Source organism: Tunturibacter psychrotolerans, assembly GCF_040359615.1.
GTDB classification, from domain to species: Bacteria; Acidobacteriota; Terriglobia; order Terriglobales; family Acidobacteriaceae; genus Edaphobacter; species Edaphobacter psychrotolerans.
The window spans coordinates 3,995,362-4,011,272 of sequence record NZ_CP132942.1 but is presented as its reverse complement, the minus strand read 5'-3'; the positions used below and the strand labels follow the sequence as shown (position 1 = coordinate 4,011,272).

General features: G+C 58.8%; 15 protein-coding genes. 7 read left to right on the top strand and 8 right to left on the bottom strand.

Translation table 11 applies throughout. The features are described 5' to 3' along the window. Positions 1-11 precede the first annotated feature (11 nt). From RBB77_RS16760 to RBB77_RS16740, 5 genes are all read right to left on the bottom strand, one after another. Positions 12-392 (bottom strand): hypothetical protein, encoded by a 381-nt coding sequence (locus RBB77_RS16760; protein ID WP_353062883.1) that lies wholly within the window; start codon positions 390-392, stop codon positions 12-14. Between the two features lie 123 nt (positions 393-515). Continuing rightward, the gene (locus RBB77_RS16755) at positions 516-1,004 is read right to left on the bottom strand and encodes a GNAT family N-acetyltransferase (protein WP_353062882.1); all 489 of its coding nucleotides are present in this window, start codon (positions 1,002-1,004) and stop codon (positions 516-518) included. 139 nt (positions 1,005-1,143) lie between these two features. Continuing rightward, a complete protein-coding gene (locus RBB77_RS16750) occupies positions 1,144-2,232 on the bottom strand; it encodes an acyltransferase family protein (RefSeq protein WP_353062881.1) in 1,089 nt (362 codons plus the stop codon). A gap of 50 nt (positions 2,233-2,282) precedes the next feature. Further along, on the bottom strand, positions 2,283-3,668 hold the full coding sequence (gene ffh / locus RBB77_RS16745; protein WP_353062880.1) for a signal recognition particle protein: 1,386 nt from the start codon (positions 3,666-3,668) through the stop codon (positions 2,283-2,285). 198 nt (positions 3,669-3,866) lie between these two features. Continuing rightward, a complete protein-coding gene (locus RBB77_RS16740; protein ID WP_353062879.1) occupies positions 3,867-5,153 on the bottom strand; it encodes a POTRA domain-containing protein in 1,287 nt (428 codons plus the stop codon). Positions 5,154-5,299: 146 nt separating this feature from the next. On the opposite strand from RBB77_RS16740, the gene RBB77_RS16735 reads away from it, so the two are divergent. Both RBB77_RS16735 and RBB77_RS16730 read left to right on the top strand, forming a co-directional pair. Beyond that, complete coding sequence (locus RBB77_RS16735; protein ID WP_353062878.1) at positions 5,300-6,262, top strand: site-specific tyrosine recombinase; 963 nt, start codon at positions 5,300-5,302, stop codon at positions 6,260-6,262. Positions 6,263-6,414: 152 nt separating this feature from the next. After that, positions 6,415-7,386, top strand: coding sequence for a tyrosine-type recombinase/integrase (locus RBB77_RS16730; protein ID WP_353062877.1), 972 nt, complete (start codon positions 6,415-6,417; stop codon positions 7,384-7,386). Between the two features lie 304 nt (positions 7,387-7,690). Here RBB77_RS16730 and RBB77_RS16725 read toward each other — a convergent pair whose 3' ends face one another. Beyond that, positions 7,691-8,365, bottom strand: coding sequence for a class I SAM-dependent methyltransferase (locus RBB77_RS16725; protein ID WP_353062876.1), 675 nt, complete (start codon positions 8,363-8,365; stop codon positions 7,691-7,693). 200 nt (positions 8,366-8,565) lie between these two features. Between RBB77_RS16725 and RBB77_RS16720 the strand changes: the two genes are divergently transcribed. Then, positions 8,566-9,159 (top strand): hypothetical protein, encoded by a 594-nt coding sequence (locus RBB77_RS16720; RefSeq protein ID WP_353062875.1) that lies wholly within the window; start codon positions 8,566-8,568, stop codon positions 9,157-9,159. Between the two features lie 10 nt (positions 9,160-9,169). Here the strand turns inward: RBB77_RS16720 and RBB77_RS16715 are convergent, their stop codons facing one another. Further along, on the bottom strand, positions 9,170-9,853 hold the full coding sequence (locus RBB77_RS16715; RefSeq protein WP_353062874.1) for a hypothetical protein: 684 nt from the start codon (positions 9,851-9,853) through the stop codon (positions 9,170-9,172). 217 nt (positions 9,854-10,070) lie between these two features. After that, positions 10,071-10,397, bottom strand: coding sequence for a rhodanese-like domain-containing protein (locus RBB77_RS16710; protein WP_353062873.1), 327 nt, complete (start codon positions 10,395-10,397; stop codon positions 10,071-10,073). A 227-nt stretch (positions 10,398-10,624) separates the two neighbouring features. On the opposite strand from RBB77_RS16710, the gene RBB77_RS16705 reads away from it, so the two are divergent. The 4 genes from RBB77_RS16705 to RBB77_RS16690 all read left to right on the top strand — a co-directional run bounded on the left by RBB77_RS16705 (position 10,625) and on the right by RBB77_RS16690 (position 15,821). Further along, positions 10,625-12,073, top strand: coding sequence for a sigma-54-dependent transcriptional regulator (locus RBB77_RS16705; RefSeq protein WP_353067651.1), 1,449 nt, complete (start codon positions 10,625-10,627; stop codon positions 12,071-12,073). Between the two features lie 2 nt (positions 12,074-12,075). Next, on the top strand, positions 12,076-14,034 hold the full coding sequence (locus RBB77_RS16700) for a sensor histidine kinase (protein WP_353062872.1): 1,959 nt from the start codon (positions 12,076-12,078) through the stop codon (positions 14,032-14,034). 17 nt (positions 14,035-14,051) lie between these two features. Beyond that, complete coding sequence (locus RBB77_RS16695) at positions 14,052-14,606, top strand: hypothetical protein (protein ID WP_353062871.1); 555 nt, start codon at positions 14,052-14,054, stop codon at positions 14,604-14,606. A gap of 210 nt (positions 14,607-14,816) precedes the next feature. Beyond that, on the top strand, positions 14,817-15,821 hold the full coding sequence (locus RBB77_RS16690; protein WP_353062870.1) for a cupredoxin domain-containing protein: 1,005 nt from the start codon (positions 14,817-14,819) through the stop codon (positions 15,819-15,821). Positions 15,822-15,911: the final 90 nt, after the last annotated feature.

Here is a 15,911-nt window from a genome sequence, read left to right as displayed (position 1 = left end):
AATGCTGTCGGCTAGTTTTCTTTTTCGAGTTCGACGACCATGACCTCCATCGGTTTTTCTCCGGCGTTGATGTCGGAGTGGAGGGTGTTGGGAGGCATGGCGGGGAGCCAGTAGGCTTTGCCTGTCTCCCATACGTGGGTCTCGGTGGCGCCGGACTGTTCGACGATGTTCATGGTGCCGCCGGTGAGCGCGATGATGACGCGGGGATGATCGTGGTGGTGCATGGCGAGGGGTTGGTTGGGAAGGACTACGGTCTTCCAGACCTTGACGTCTTCGTTTTCAAACTGCGGGGTGCGTTGGGTCTGGGCCGCTTTGTTTGTGACCTGCGAGATGACGGCAGAGGTGCTGAGCGCAGCAACGAGGAGCAGCGCGGCTCGGGTGAGGGGCTTCATGGGTGTCTCCTTTTGGCGATGAGTGTAGCACTCAGGGTTTCAGAGACGGTTCGCGCTTTGCGCTAGTGCCCACTCAAGCGACGAGGGTGCATGAATGGGGCACCCGGCAACCCGTCATGCGGTTTATCCCAGGTTCTTTGCGAAGTAATTCACTGTCTTTGCGCCGTTGTACAGAACGGCTTGTCCTACTTTTTCGAAACCCATTGCGAGATGGAACGCGTCCGATGCAGGGTTGGGCGGCTCTAAGTTCACTTCGCAGACGATTCGGTGTATTCCGGCGCGAGGTGCGGCAGCAAACAAATCTTCGTAGAGTAGCCTGGCAATTCCGTGGCCGCGCGCAGACTCTGCGACGATGACGCGATCTATGTAGACGAAGGATTGATACGCTCTCTTGAACCAGGCGAAGTTAGGATTCTGATAGGGAGCGGTGTGGTCCAGCGCGATCAGGAAAGCGGTTTTACCCTGATCTACACCTCTTGCATAACAAGCCATGCTCAAGATCGTGTTCAGGTGCGCGAGGTCTAACTCGGACGTTTCTTTGGCGTGGGCATTATTGAGTTGCAGGGTAATGCCTGCGTCGAGGCTGCCGAGATCTCTGTTAGTTCTCTCCATAGCCACCCTAGTCTATGGCTCAATTTTGAATTGGGCCATCCTCATCATTCGTTGCTGAGCCTTTTATGCCCCCAACACCGCCGAGTGGCTTGAACATCTTGCGCATCTGGAATGGTCGAGACGCTCTTTTTGGTTTGTTCTAAGCGAGGATGGTTTTAGGTTGCTTCTGAAAGATGCGATCTTTGAGGAGGATCGAGGGCCGTTCGAGAAGGCGAAAACTGAGAGTCGAGATAAAGGTATTGAAAGCCAAGAAGCCAAGCATCAACAAGAGACCGCCCGGCTGCAACCATGAGATCAGGCGCAGACGATGAAAGATATGCACGAAGAGGATGACACTTGCGGCGTGCCATACGTAAAAGCCATATGAGATACGTCCGAGATAGCGAAGTGGAGTCCACTCCAGAATAGAAACAAGCGGCGACCCGCAGATGCATTCTATGATCATCGCCGCAGCGAGCAGATCAATGAGAGTGTATCCCCAAGTCCAGGACGCATGTCCGTTGCGCATAAGCCAGAGCAGTCCAAACCATTGGACATGCATGTTCCACAGCAAAGAGCAGGCAACAGCGGCGGCGAGGACCAAAGCGAACGGTTTTCGCAGGACCCTAAGTTGAGAAATAGATAGAGTCGAAAGCACGGCGCCGGCAGCAAAGCCGTCGAGCTGATAGGGAGTAAGAAAGTATGCGTCCAGGTGTGGGTTGTGACTGGTCAGCACGAGTGTAGCCCTGAGAAGAGGAGAGAGGGCGACGACCGTCATCGCGAAGATGCGGAAGTGCTTTGTGGACATGAAAAAAACAATGAATGGCCATCCAAAGTAAAACTGCTCTTCGATAGAGAGCGACCACAGGTGGGTGCATAGACCAAATGCATCCGTCGGGTGAAGGACACGATGAATGTTGTAGGTATAAGTGGCTAGTGACCACAGTAAAGCTCGTTGATCTCGAAATTCGGAATTTAGATAGGAGGCCACAAAAACGAAGAATAGATACGCAAAATAGAGAGGAAGTATGCGGAGCGAGCGGCGAGCGTAGAAATGCTTGAGACGCTCGCTGAATGAGGCGATATCGTCTTTCGAGCTAAGCAAGAGGCCAGTAATGAGGAAACCGGAGAGAACGTAGAAGACCTGTACGCCAATCCAACCGATGGGCAGTACGCGAAGATGCATGAGAGCGACACCAACTGCACTAAGGGCTCGAAGCCCGTCAAGTCCCGGTACACGTCTATTCATTGAGCTCGTACTCTGCTGTTTAAGCTACGGTCACTTCAATTCATGTGATTCTATCTGCCGAATTTTTGTTTGCCTTGCATTTGGCTCATCATGCGTTGCTGGGCTTTGATGCCGCCACCACCGCCCAGGGACTTGAACATCTTGCGCATCTGGGAGTACTGGCGGAGGAGGTTGTTTACGTCTTGTACGCTGGTTCCGCTGCCGCGGGCGATGCGCTTGCGGCGGTTGCCGTTGATGATCTCGTGGTCGAGACGCTCTTTTTGCGTCATCGAGTTGATGATGGATTCGACGCGGGTGAATTGGCCTTCGTCTACGTTTTCGACGGCCTGCTGCATGCCGGCGAAGGGGCCGACCGAGGGCAACATTTTTAAGATGGACTTCATGCTGCCCATCTTTTTGATCTGACGGAGCTGGTCGCGGAAGTCGTCGAGGGTGAAGCCGTCGCCGGAGAGGGCTTTCTTGGCGAACTGCTCGGCTTTGCCGCGGTCGAGGGTGGATTCGGCGCGCTCGAGGAGGGTGGCGATGTCGCCGTGACCCATGATGCGGGAGACGATGCGGTCGGGGTGGAAGGGCTCGAAGGCGTCGGGCTTTTCTCCAGTTCCCAAAAACTTTATCGGCGCTCCCGTCACGTGGCGGATGGAGAGGGCAGCGCCGCCTCGTGCGTCGCCGTCCATCTTGGTGAGGATGGCGCCGGTGATGGTGAGGAGATCGTTGAAGGCCTTGGCGGAGTTGACGGCGTCCTGGCCGGTCATGGCGTCGGCGATGAAGAGGATCTCGGAGGGGTTGAGAAGCTTTTTGAGTTGCGCCATCTCGTCCATGAGAGAGGCGTCGATCTGGTTGCGGCCGGCGGTGTCGACGATGAGCATGTCGCAGCCGAAGTTGGCGGCTTCGCGCTTGGCTTCTTTGGCGAGGCGAAGGACGGCGTCGGTGCCGGGTTTTTCTTCGGTGAGTTTGCCCTCGTAGAGCTGGGCGGAGATGGAGCGGGCTACGATGGCGAGCTGCTCGCGGGCGGCGGGACGGTAGACGTCGACCGAGACGAGCATGGGGCGGTGGCCGGCTTTTTTTAGCCACTGGGCTAGCTTGCCGGAGGTGGTGGTTTTACCGGAGCCTTGCAGGCCGGCCATGAGGATTACAGATGGGGGCTGAGAGGCTTTCTGGAAGCGGGCAGCGTCGCGGCCCAGGAGATTGACTAGCTCGTCGTGGACGATCTTTACGATTTGTTCGGACGGGCTTAGGGCGGTGGCGACTTTTTCGCCGATGGCGCGGGTGCGGATGTGCTCGACGAGCTCGTTGACGACGGTGAGGTTGACGTCGGACTCGAGGAGGGCGAGGCGGATCTCGCGGATGGCGTCGGAGATGTTCTCGTCGGAGATGGTGCCCTGGCCGCGGAGGGTCTTGAAGGAACGCTGGAGTTTGTCGCTTAGGTTTTCAAACATGACTGCTACAAGTTTACAGGGAATGGCGGCGGAAGTGCGCCCTGCGCGGGCGGCGGTCACTTCGTGACTTGTATCACCCTTCGGTTGGCGCTCCCGTTGGTCGCGAGGGAATATCTTTGCCGACCAGCCGGAGGCTCGGGCGAAGCCGGTATACAGCCCACGAAGTGTGCGCTGCCCGCGTAGGGCGCTTTTTTAGCTTTAGTTGAGGACGCCGCCTTTGGCAAAGGTAATGGTGAGATCGACCAGGTGGGTGTTGGGGTCGGAGATAGCGTCGTAGGTGGCGGAGTAACCGGCGAGGGACTGGAGGGCGCTGTTGTTGTGGAGGAAGTTGGTGAGGTAGGTGGTGTCGTAGAAGTCTCCGGGGTTCATGTGCCAGGCGGAGTCGAATTGCTTCTGTTGCTCGGCGGAGAGGCCGAGGGCTTTGACGGTGTGGATGTGGTACTGCGGGCCGGGGTCGACGGTAATGGTGTAGGAGACGTGGTGGCTGAGGTGGTCGAAGGTGGCGGGGGCCTTCACCTTGGCGTCTTGAAAGCCTTTCGCGATGTAGGCGGCAGTGATGATGGACAGGCTTTGATTAAGAGCAGCGTCGGAGGCCATGTCCCCGGGCTTCATCTTGGCTTGTTTGTTGAAGTCGGCGGTGCTGATGATGTCGGAGCCGGGCCAGTTGAGCTGAAAGAGTTGGTAGGGCTGGCCCTCTTTGAGCGTGGCGGTGAAAGCGACGTCGATGCCACTGGGGGTGACCTGGGGCGGGGTCTGGGTGAGGTTGAGCACGGCCATGTCGAGGTAGCCCGCGTCGTGGTAGGCGCTGGTCAGTGCGTTGGTGATGGTAGTGCGGGTGGTGTTGGTGTCGAAGGGCTGATCGGTCTGGTTTTTGATTACGGGGTCGAGCCTGGGCTGCATGGTGGGCGAGGCGTGAACCACGGTGATCGTATGGACGCGGACCTGGGGGGAGTCGATGGCGAAGGCGATGGAGGTTGGGGTGGCTCCGGGCTGCGCGCTGACACCGATTGCCACGACGTTGGCGGTGACTCCTTTTTCGGCGACCATGGCTTTGAGGGCGGAGATGATGCTGTCCTTGAAGTCGCCGGTTGTGGGGACGACGCCGATGTAGAGGGGGACGCGAGCTTTGAGCGCGGCGGTGAGTTCGGCGGGAGACCACCAGACGAAGTTGGTGAAGGTGGCGGGCAGGAGATTCGAGTCCGGCATGGGCTTCAGGGTGAAGACGAGGCCTTTTTCATTGGAGGCAAAATTGATGTCTGAGAAGAGACCGGTGTCGCCGAGGTGCTGGGCGCCGGCTTGAAGCCCGTCTTGCGTCGAGGTCGCGCCGGGAGTTAGGCCGGTGACTTTGAGGAGATCGGCCTGCGAGTAGGCGGGGGCTCCTTCGAAGGCTATCGGAGGAATTATGAAGGTTTGGGCTGAGAGGGTGGTGATGGATGTTGCAAGGCAAAAGGTGAGGAGGGCCGATCGAATCGTCGAGAAGAGCATTGGAGGGAACTGTATCGCAAGGGAGGGCTTACAACAGAAATAATTTTCTGTGTGAGAAACGAAGGTGACGGGAAAGGTGCTGGCTAGGTGGGTACGTGGTTGATGGTGAACGCTTTTTCGGGGCGGAGGACGCGGATAATCGGTCTATGCAAGATGCGGGACAAGCTTCGGGGAACGTTCGAGTTGTGCGGGAGTTTGTTGCGTATCTGCGGGTGGAGAAAGGGCTTCGGCCCGCGAGTTGCGAGGCGTACCAGCGGGACTTAGAGCAGTTTGCCGAGCATGTTGAGATGCGGAATGGACTTCTGTTGGGAGCCGCGCAGGCGGATGTGAGTGGATTCATGGAGGGGCTGCGGGGGCATGGTGTGGAGTCGCGGTCGATTGCGCGGAAGCTGAGTTGTTTGCGTGGGTTCTATCGCTGGCTGCTGATGGATAAGAGAATTTCGCACGACCCGACGGTGAATGTGGAGACGCCTGCGAGCTGGAAGGTGCTGCCGAAGTCGCTGGCTGAGGGTGAGGTGGCGGAGATGCTGGAGCGGACTGCTGTTGCGGCGAGGAGTGATGATGCCGATGAGCTGGCGCTGCGGGATCATGCAATTTTGGAGTTGCTGTATGCGGGTGGGCTGAGGGTGGGGGAGATCTGCGCGCTGCGGGTGGAGGATGTACATCTCGATCAGGGGCGGGCGCAGGTGCGTGGCAAAGGCGATAAGGAGAGGATTGTGCCGTTCGGTCGGTCGGCGGTGGAGGCGCTGGAGAGGTATCTGACGGTGGGCAGGCCTGGGTTGGTGAAGAGTGGGTTGGAGAGGGCTAGTTATACCGTGCAGCGGGCGCTGTTTTTGAGTGTGCGAGGGAAGGCGCTGACACGGCAGTGGGTGTGGGAGATGGTGCGGTCGGCTTCGGGGACCGGGAGTAAGGCTAGTCCGCATATGCTTCGGCATAGCTGCGCGACGCACATGGTGGAGCATGGTGCGGATTTGCGCAGTGTGCAGACTTTGCTGGGTCATGCCGATATTGCTACGACGCAGGTTTATACGCATGTGGCGCTGGGGCATTTGAAGAAGGTGCATCGGGAGCATCATCCGCGAGGAAAGAGACGGGCTGAGGCGAGTTGAGTTGTAGTGGGATGCGAGAGCGGGCGCGCTTCGCACGATGCCCATCTCTCAAAGTCGAGACCCTTCGGCTTGTTCAGGGCAAGTTTGGGGCACCCGGTTTTCTGAGTGCCAGTCGATGCAGGTTAAGCAGAGTCCCTGAAAGTTGAGGATTTATGCGGGAAGAAGTCAGTGAATTCGACAGGTTAGCCGAGGGCTTTCTGGCGATGCTCGCGAATGAGCGCGGGGCGTCGGAGCATACGGTGCGGGCGTATGCGCGGGAGGTGCGGAGCTTTGCGGCGTATCTGGGCGAGACGTTAGGCAAGAGCTCGAACGTGGGTGCGGTGGAGCATCTGCATATTCGCGCTTACATGGGCGTGCTGTATGAACGGGGGTTGACGAAGGCCAGTGCGGCGCGGGCTCTGGCTGCGGTGAGGAGCTGGTTCAAATGGTTGGCGAAGGAGGGGAAGGTGGCGCAGAATCCTGCGCTGCTGGTGAGTACGCCGAAGCTGCCGAAGCATCTGCCGCGGGTGCCTAGTGTGGAAGAGGTGAATCGAGTTTTGAATTCGCTTGATGGCGAGGGTGCGGCGAAGAAAGATCAGGCTGAGGCAGCGGCGTGGCCGGAGCGGGACCGGGTGATCTTCGAGTTGTTGTATGGCTGCGGGATTCGGAACTCGGAGCTGGTGGGACTGAATATGGGCAGCGTGAAGTGGCGTGATGATGCGGTGTTGGTGAGAGGGAAGGGAAGGAAGGAGCGGCTGGTGCCGTTGGGAGACGAGGCCGCGGCGGCGCTGCGTGCGTATCTTCCGTTGCGGGAGGCGAAGCTGATGGCGGCGGGAAAAGGCGCGCTGGTGCATGAGGGGCCGCTGATGATGAACCTGCGGATGCGGGGGGACTGCAGGCTGACGACGCGGAGTGTGGGAAGGATTGTGAAGGCGATTGCGCTGAGCAGGGGGCTGGCGGCCGATGTGCATCCGCACACGCTACGGCATGCGTTCGGAACGCATATGTTGGAGGAGGGGGCCGATCTGCGGGCGATTCAGGAGATGCTGGGGCATGAGCGGCTGTCGACAACGCAGCGCTATACGCAGCTGACGGTGGGTCAGGTGCAGAAGGTGTATGACGAGACGCATCCTCGGGCGAAGTAATTTTTTGTGTGGTGGCCGGAGGGTGTTTTTGCTGGGTGTTTTGGTGAAAGCGGCGTTTCAGGTGTGGTGTTTTGATGGTGGGATCGTGGTGGTCTGTGGTGAGTTTGTGGTTTGTTGACCGTGCTTTTTTCGTGGTGGGAAAAGTGACAGACTTTTGAGATTTATTTTTGGGTACGTTGGTTTGAGAAGGCAGAGTTCGCGCTCACTTTGAATCCCGATGTCTTGAGAGCGACAAACGGGGTAGCCGCAGTTTGCAACTTTCTTCGATCCGGGCCGTCAATGTTTTTGCTGGCTTTGACTTTGCTTAGCATTTGGCGAAGACGTAAAAGTCGGCGAAGGATGTGTCGTCGGGATGAGCGGGGTCGTAGGGGTATTCGTTGGGCGTTGTTGATACGAGCGCCCACTCGGTCCGGTGTTTGGCGATCCAGTCGGTGAACCTGCGGTGGTGTACGTGCTTGTGGGGCCACTCCTTGACCATGTTGCTGGAGTAGACGATGACGAAGTTGTTGGCGGAGGCGAAGAGTTTTTCCATGTAGGCCTCGAAGACGTGGTCCTCGACGAGGTGGTAGATGACATCGAGGGACAGGGCGAGGTCGGCCCGGGTGCCTGGGGGGAGGAGATTGGCTTGGAAGAAGCGTTTGGTGGGGTCGCCAGTGAAGAGGCTGCGGCAGATCTCAACGGCTTTGGGAGAGATGTCGACGCCGGTGTAGCTGGGATAGTGGGCCAGTTTGAGTTGGGCGCCGTCGCCGCAGCCGTATTCGATGACGGAGGAGACTTGATTTTGTTCTACGAAGGCGTTGATGAATCGGGCTTTGAATTCGGCCAAGCGGTTGTAGCTGCCTGCACCGGAGTCGCCGCCCGCGCGGTAACGCTTGTCCCAATAGTCCACTGAGTTGGTGAATTGTGTTTTGCGAAGTTGAGCGAGTGCTGGTCCGAGTCCTGGCACGTTCTTCAGGAAAGACTTTACGCTAGCGAGCATCAAGTTCCTCATTTTCATGAATGGTGTGAGGCGTAACTCACCCTAGGTCTTTAGATGCAAGAGGAGGAGACGGGTTGGCAGACCGAAATTCTGTGGACTGTTTTTTTACGGACAGTTAACAATCTGAAGTTTTTATTTGTCCGAGTTCGTTGGCGTGAGGCCAAGGGAAAGAACGGCTTGAGGACGGGGTGGTGCATCCAATGAGCGAGAGGTACAGAATGCTGGGACAGTTTCGGCAGGGTGTGGGATTGGCGGCGGTGGGATTGGCCTTGATGGTGGGGCAGGGGTGTAAGAAGAAGCAGGCGCCTGCGGTTGCGCAGCCTGTGGTGCACGCAGCGCCGCGGCCCGCGCCGCCGGATTTTCCTGACGATCCTCCGGAGCCATTAAATGTCGATCAGCCTGTGCATCATGCTGCGCGGCACGTTGCGCCTCCTCCGGTCGTGCAGGCTCCGAGGCCGGTGGTTGATCCAAATGCGTTGGCTGAGGCACAGAGGCAGAGAGATGCGACGCTGTTTCAGCAGCAGCAGGCGGCTTCTCAAAGGCAGCAACAGGAGTTGAACGGAGTGGTTCAGCGAAGCTACAAACTTCAGCAAGATCAGCAGGCGGAGCCGCGAATCCAGGATCTTCCTGAGGTGCCGATTACGCAACAGGTCGTGCCTGGGCAGGAGCCCCCGCGAATTCAGGATAATCCGAACATGCCGCAGGCGCAACAGGCTGAGCCTGCGCCGACAGATGGGAACTCTGAGCAGCAGAGTGATCCGGCGCAACAGATGCCGCAGCCACAAAACTTCTAGGTTGCCAGTTTCAGCGGCTCGATATGAGTAGGATGTGGGCGGGCTCTGAGGCAGTGGCTGGGGAGATTTGGAAAGATTGTTGGGGGGCTATGGAGATTACGGTGCCTGGTCCGGTCTTTGTGGTGTGGCCGTTTTGGATGAGAGATGTGTTTGAGAAGGCCACCAGGACAGAGGGCGCGGATGGCGGCGGGACGGTACAGGGGGTGGTGCCGACGCAGAGGACGCGGCGGATGGAGAGGTGAGGGGAGGAGAATTCTGAGGCGTCGATGTTATGGGTGAGGGTGGCGGGGGCGGGGCCGCGGAATTCGGTGATCTTTTCGCTGAGGTGAGGAAGTTCGACGCGGAGGAAGTCTGAGGGGAGGTCGCTGAGATTTTCGATGGCGTGCCGCTCGATGATGCCGGGGCCGACGCGGAAGGCGCCGAGATGGGTAGGGGGACGGGTGATGGTGAAGGGTTTGGGTCGGTAGTGGATGATGTTTACGGGGCCGGAGTTGTTGAGGTAGACGAAGACGGTGGGGATGGCGGGGTGGTTGTGGACGGGGACCTTTTCGTGGGGGCCGTAGTGGACGCGAATGACTTTGAAGGTGTCGTTGGTGAGGATGGTGGTGTAGTTGGGGGGGAGGCTGGGGTTTTGCTGGGCTGTGAGGGAGATTGGGGCGGAGAGTAGCAATACCAAGGGGAGAAACTTGTTCAAGCGAGGCCTCCTGTGGGATGGCTTAGGGTGGCTGGGTGTTTGGGTAAGCGAGGGGATTGCCGTGGTGGGACAGCAGATCCCCTTCGGGGATGACAACTAGAACGACAACTGCAAGTGCAAGTCACTGCAACTGCAGGTGCAACGGCAAAACCAACTGCAACGGCAAAAGCGACTGCCACGGCAAAGCGACCGAAACTGCAGCGGCGTCGGTATTTGTTTAGTAGCGGGGGATGGTTGGGTCGATGGTGCGGGACCAGGCGTCGATGCCTCCGGCGAGGGATTGGGCATGCTCGAAACCCTGATTTCGCAACCACATAGTAACGCTGAGGGAGCGGGCGCCGTGGTGGCAGAGGACGACGATAGGGGCGTCGGGATCGAGTTCCGCGTGGGCGCGGGAGGGGATATCGCCCATGGGAATGAGGACAGAGTTGGGGAGGCTGGCGGATTGGAACTCCCAGGGCTCGCGGACGTCCAACAAAAGGGGGGCGTTGGGCTGCTGGCGGAGTTTGGAGAAGGCTTCTGCGGTAATTTCGGGCTCTAACATGATTTCAAGGATATCCTTGTAGATGGCATCGAGCACAGGGGCCTGACGGGTCTTAACGGGTCTTTGGTGACGATTGGTCAGTTTCAGCTGTTGAGTGGAGCGTGCCGGGTTGGGAATGTGGTTGAGCAGGGTGCATCCCGGTTGGTAAGCTTGTCGTTTTAATTAGGGAATTGATGGCTGCCTTGGAAGGTATTCCTGGGTTCTGGATTTCATTGGGGTTGGAGAGCGTGTTGGAAAAGGTTTTGATTGTTGAAGATGAGGTTCACGCGCGGAGTGGCCTTACAGAGCTGATTGAAAGCTGGGGCTATAGGGCGGAGTGTGCTGCCGATGGGATGGAGGGTCTGGAGAAGGCGGTCTCCTGGGCTCCGGCGATTGTTGTGACCGATCTGAAGATGCCGCGGATGGACGGCATGGAGCTGCTGAGCCGGATTGGCGAACTGCCGCAGAAGATGGCGGTGGTGATGCTGACGGCGCAGGGTTCGATTGAATCGGCCGTCGATGCGATGCGGCTTGGGGCGTACGACTATATTCCGAAGCCGGTGGACCCGCATCGTCTGAAGACGATTCTGCATAATGCGAGCCGGCAACGGGAGGCGGACGCTGAGCTAGAGGCGGAGGGAAGGCAGCAACGCGACACGGGCGTGCTGGGGCCGATGGTGGGCTCGTCGCCGCAGATGGTGGAGATCTTCTCGATGATCGAGAGGATTGCGCCGTCGAATGTGTCGGTACTGGTGACCGGCGAGAGCGGGACAGGCAAGGAGCTGGTGGCGCGGGCGCTGCATGACCTGAGTGCGCGGAGACTGAAGCCGTTTGTGGCGGTGAACTGCGCGGCGATTCCGGAGACGCTGATTGAGAGCGAGATCTTCGGGCATGAGAAGGGTGCGTTTACCGGGGCACTCGAGCGACGGGCTGGATGCTTTGAGCTGGCAGAGGAGGGAACGCTGCTGCTGGATGAGATTGGCGAGATGCCGATGGCGACGCAGGCGAAGCTGCTGCGGGTGCTCGAGGATCGGAAGCTGCGAAGACTGGGCAGCAAGATTGAGACGCCGGTGGATGTGAGAGTGGTGGCGGCGACGAATAAAGATCCTGAGAAGGCAGTTTCGAACGGAGACCTGCGTGGTGATCTGTATTACCGGCTGAATGTTTTTAATATCCAGATGCCTCCGTTGCGTGATCATTTGATGGACGTGTCCGCGATTGCGGAGAAGATGATCGATGATATGAACGAGCGACACCATTGCACGGTGGCTGGGCTGAAAGATTCGCTGATGAATCGGCTGGAGGGATACCAGTGGCCGGGCAATGTGCGGGAGCTGCGGAATACGATTGAGCGCGCGGTGATTCTTGCGGGCTCGGGGATGCTTGGGATTGAGCATCTGCCGCCGCACTTTGGGGAGCCGGGGTTCGCTCCACCTCCGAATAGAGTTGGTGGTATGGAGACCATTCTGGTTTCGCAAGAGGCGTCGTTCGAGGATGGTCAGCGACGGTTGGATGAGTCGAACTCGGTGCGGGTTGAGGTGGGGACTACGGTGGATGAGGCGGAGCGGCAACTGATTCTGAAGACACTGGTGGCGACGCATAACAACAAGACGAAGGCCGCGGAGATTCTCGGGATCAGTTCGAAGACCCTGCAGAATAAGCTGAAGGAGTATTCGAACGCTTCAGTGACGGAGTAACGATGCGGCTGAAGACGAAGCTCGTGCTTGCGGCGACGGGGTTGACGTTTGCGATCGTGCTGGTGCTGTCGGCACTGTTCGTGAGCGAGCTGTTGCGGCAGAGAATCGAACAGACGGCGGCAGCGAACGACGTGCTGGTGCACGAGGTTTGGCTCGAGACACGTAAGGCGGTGGAGGCAGGGCTGCGGGCGAATCCACCGGTGGACAAGAGCGATGCGGCGTTGCATGAGGCGGTGGTAAATGCGCTGCGGAGTCAGACGGCGCTGTCGGATGTGATGAATACGATTGTTCGCTACTCTCCTACCGTGCAGGACGTGAGTGTGACGGACGCGCATGGACTGACGCTGGTGAGCACGGACCCGGATGCGGTGGATGACAAGGCTGTGTTTCGGTTCAGTTTGGCGAGTGTGCAGAATGGGCCGATCTCGCGGCAGATGAGGGTTGTGTTCGGCAGGCCACGGGTGTTGGATATCTCGCAGTCGCTGGAGCGGAATGGGGTGCCGTTTCTGGTGGTGCATGTAGGGGTGCGGTCAACCTTTTTGAAGAACACGTATGAGCCGTGGCTGCTGGATGCGCTGATCTTTGCATCGCTGGCGGCGCTGGCGGCGATGTTGTCGGCTGGGCTGCTGGCGAATGTGGCGCTGCGTCCGCTTGAGGCTATCAGCGCGCGGCTGGAGATTTTGACGCGGGCTGCAGGAGCGATTCCGGAGCGGTTGGGGGAGAGCCGTGGTACGCGGACCGATGAAGTGGTTCGTGTGACCCGGACGCTGGACCGGCTGGGCGAGCAGATGCGTACACAGGAGGCCGGCTACACGGCGCTGCAGGCGAATTTGAACCAGATGCTGGATACGCTGCGCGATGGTGTGTTGCTGTTTACGGCGGACCGGCGCGCGGTGATGGTGTCGGATGCGGTGGCTTACTTTCTGGGAGCGCCTTTGAACGAAGATCACGAAAAGCTGGTGGGGATGCGGCTGGAGGAGATCTTTGCGCCGGATAGCGTGCTCGGAGAGGCGGTGTTGGAGGCGTTCGCCGAGGGCAGCCAGGTGAGTGCGCAGGCGATCACGCTGGAGGACGGGCGGCAGGTGCAATTCTCGCTGGACCGGATCGACGATGGGTTGAGCGGGGCGGGGAATGTGACGACGCTGTTGACGCTGCGGGATATGGAGTCAGTGGCGCAGCTCGGGCAGGAGATTGAAGTGGCGAGGAGGCTGGCTGCGATTGGGAGGCTGACGGCTGGGGTGGGGCACGAGGTCAAGAATCCGATTAATGCGATGGTGCTGCACCTGGAGCTGCTGCGCGGAAAGCTGGTGCCGGGTGGAGTTGAGGCGTTTGGCGGGGCGCAGCGGCATGTGGATATTCTGGCGGGAGAGATGCAGCGGTTGGACAGGGTGGTGCAGACGCTGGCGGACTTTTCGCGGCCGATGGAACTACATCTGCGGGAGCACGATCTGCGGCAGGTGGTGGGGATTGTGATGGAGCTGACGGCGGCCGAGATGCAGGAGAATCAAGTGCATGTCGTGGTGAATGCTCCGAGAGAACCGCTGACGGTGCGGGTGGATGCGCAACTGATGCAGCAGGCGCTGTTAAACTTGCTGCTGAATGGGATGCAGGCGATGCCCGATGGCGGGGCGATGGTGGTGCGGTTGAGGCGGGACCATCATTTTGCCGTTGTGGAAGTAATTGATGAAGGAGTAGGTATACCGCCAGAGCTATTACCGCGTATCTTCGAACTGTACTTCACCACCAAACCGAAGGGCAGCGGAATAGGATTGGCGATGACGTACAGGATTTTGCAGTTACATGGCGGAGCGATGGAGGTAAGATCCAGTGCGGACCCCAGTTCGGTCGAGCGAGGGACAACCTTTACGTTTCGGCTGCCGCTAGCGGCAGGAGCGGCCACCGAGAGCAGAAAGGCCGCCGCGGCTGGAGCAGTGCAGAAAGAGTTAGGGGAACGGGTTTGAAGGGTACGAGCAACATTATGCAGAAGATCGCATGGACGACTCTCTGGTTTGGTTTGGCAATAGGGTTGGCGGGCTGCCGGCATCAGCCGCTGCTCGCTCCGCTGCCGCCGGTGATGGCCCCGGTGGCGCTTGAGGACATTCCCGAGCCGGACAATCTTCCGATGGTGGAGGCGCCTCCGGAGAATCTGCCGCCGGTGCCGGTTTCGACCGAGGCGGGGAAACCGAAGCGAAAAAAGAAGCAGCCGCCGAAGGTTGTCGTGCCTGAGCCGGTGCCGGAGACGCAGGTGGCGAACGCTGCTGAGGCGCCGACGCCCGATGCTGCGGTCGGTGCGTTGACGGCGGGTGGCGAGACGAATCCGCAGACCAAGCAGGAGGCGGAGGATCTGATTGCCTCGATTGATAAGAGGCTGAATGCGCTGCCGGCGCAGAAGGTTGAAGAGCAGAAGGCCCAGGTGAGCAAGGTGCGGAACTTCTGGAAGGATGCGCAGGAGGCACTGAAGTCCGGCGATGCCGAGGGGGCGAAGACGCTGGCGACGAAGGCGAAGTTGTTGCTGGATGATTTGGAGAAGTAAGGGATACTCGTTGTTCCAGTAGCGGATCTGCGGGAGTCTCCGCTTCGCGATCTCAGCGTTATCAAAAGGTTGCGAGTTGGCGCACTTGAGCGTTGGGCGTAGTCGCGGCGCTTCGAACACAGACGATGTTCACACAATCGCGACGAGGATTATAATTCCGGCGGGCTCCGGGCCTGCTCCCCCCAAAATCTATGTTTTAGAGAGGCGATCATGAAATCGAGAATCTCGATATTTATGTCCGTGGCGGCGCTGTCGGCGCTGTCGGTTTGTATCCCGTATAGCGTTTATGCCCAACAAAACTGGAAAGCGGTGTTGGGCAGTCAAAGTAAAGATATGGGCAAGCTGGCCATCGCCTTTCTTCCGAACGAGCTTTGGATCCATGAGGGCGACAACATTACCTGGACCTCTGGCAGCGGTGAGATTCATACGGTGTCCTTCCTGATAGCTGGACAGGCGTACACCAATTTCAATGTGGGCTGTCCGGGGTTCTCGCCCAGTGGCACGAGTTTCGATGGCTCGAAGTGCGTCAGCGCCCCGCCGTTGGTGGAGGGACAAAATTTTACCGTGAGCTTTCCTAAACCTGGCAACTATAGCCTTGTCTGTCTGGTGCACCCGCACATGACTGGAGTGATCCACGTCCTCGCGGCGTCTGCGACTTTACCGCACGATCAGGCCTTCTATGACGCGCAGGGGGCGGAACAGCGGAAGAGTCTGCTGAACGATACCGATAAGCAGAGGGACATGGACGACATGCTGTCGGCGCACGTGCTGGCAAACAAGAACGGCGTGACTGCGGGCATTGGAGAGATGACCGTGACCGGCGCTGGATTTGAGTCGCTTTCCGTTGTGCGCTTTCTAAAGGGAACGATTGAAATTCACAAGGGAGACACGATCGAGTGGACCAATCTCGACCCGGCGTTGCCGCATACAATCACCTTCGGAGTGGAGCCGGCGAATCCCGTTCCTCCTTCCGGCAATGTGCCTTTGACTCTGGATGCGGACGGCGTATTGCATGCAACGATCAATTCGCAAGGGGACAACGTGCATTCGGGCCTTATTCTTGCGTCGCCGGAAAACCAGGTTGGCGTGCCACAGTCTCCTCCGGGCAACACGCGTTTCCGCATTACCTTCACGGAGGCGGGGACGTACAAATACATATGCGCGCTGCACGATGAGCTTGGCATGGTTGGCAAGGTGATTGTTCGGCCCTATTAGTCAATGACAAAGGGGCGGCGTCTATAGGCGTCGCCCCGAACCCCGCGAGGTTGCGGCAGAGAGCCGCGTCCTGGCGTCGGTTGGCACTTT

What these genes read in the sequence shown, in the direction of transcription:
- RBB77_RS16720 (WP_353062875.1), top strand. Translation starts at nt 8,566, where the DNA reads ATGAGCGAGAGGTACAGAATGCTGGGACAGTTTCGGCAGGGTGTGGGA.
- ffh (WP_353062880.1), bottom strand. Translation starts at nt 3,668, where the DNA reads ATGTTTGAAAACCTAAGCGACAAACTCCAGCGTTCCTTCAAGACCCTC.
- RBB77_RS16755 (WP_353062882.1), bottom strand. Translation starts at nt 1,004, where the DNA reads ATGGAGAGAACTAACAGAGATCTCGGCAGCCTCGACGCAGGCATTACC.
- RBB77_RS16690 (WP_353062870.1), top strand. Translation starts at nt 14,817, where the DNA reads ATGAAATCGAGAATCTCGATATTTATGTCCGTGGCGGCGCTGTCGGCG.
- RBB77_RS16760 (WP_353062883.1), bottom strand. Translation starts at nt 392, where the DNA reads ATGAAGCCCCTCACCCGAGCCGCGCTGCTCCTCGTTGCTGCGCTCAGC.
- RBB77_RS16730 (WP_353062877.1), top strand. Translation starts at nt 6,415, where the DNA reads ATGCGGGAAGAAGTCAGTGAATTCGACAGGTTAGCCGAGGGCTTTCTG.
- RBB77_RS16710 (WP_353062873.1), bottom strand. Translation starts at nt 10,397, where the DNA reads ATGTTAGAGCCCGAAATTACCGCAGAAGCCTTCTCCAAACTCCGCCAG.
- RBB77_RS16740 (WP_353062879.1), bottom strand. Translation starts at nt 5,153, where the DNA reads ATGCTCTTCTCGACGATTCGATCGGCCCTCCTCACCTTTTGCCTTGCA.
- RBB77_RS16725 (WP_353062876.1), bottom strand. Translation starts at nt 8,365, where the DNA reads ATGCTCGCTAGCGTAAAGTCTTTCCTGAAGAACGTGCCAGGACTCGGA.
- RBB77_RS16735 (WP_353062878.1), top strand. Translation starts at nt 5,300, where the DNA reads ATGCAAGATGCGGGACAAGCTTCGGGGAACGTTCGAGTTGTGCGGGAG.
- RBB77_RS16750 (WP_353062881.1), bottom strand. Translation starts at nt 2,232, where the DNA reads ATGAATAGACGTGTACCGGGACTTGACGGGCTTCGAGCCCTTAGTGCA.
- RBB77_RS16695 (WP_353062871.1), top strand. Translation starts at nt 14,052, where the DNA reads ATGCAGAAGATCGCATGGACGACTCTCTGGTTTGGTTTGGCAATAGGG.
- RBB77_RS16700 (WP_353062872.1), top strand. Translation starts at nt 12,076, where the DNA reads ATGCGGCTGAAGACGAAGCTCGTGCTTGCGGCGACGGGGTTGACGTTT.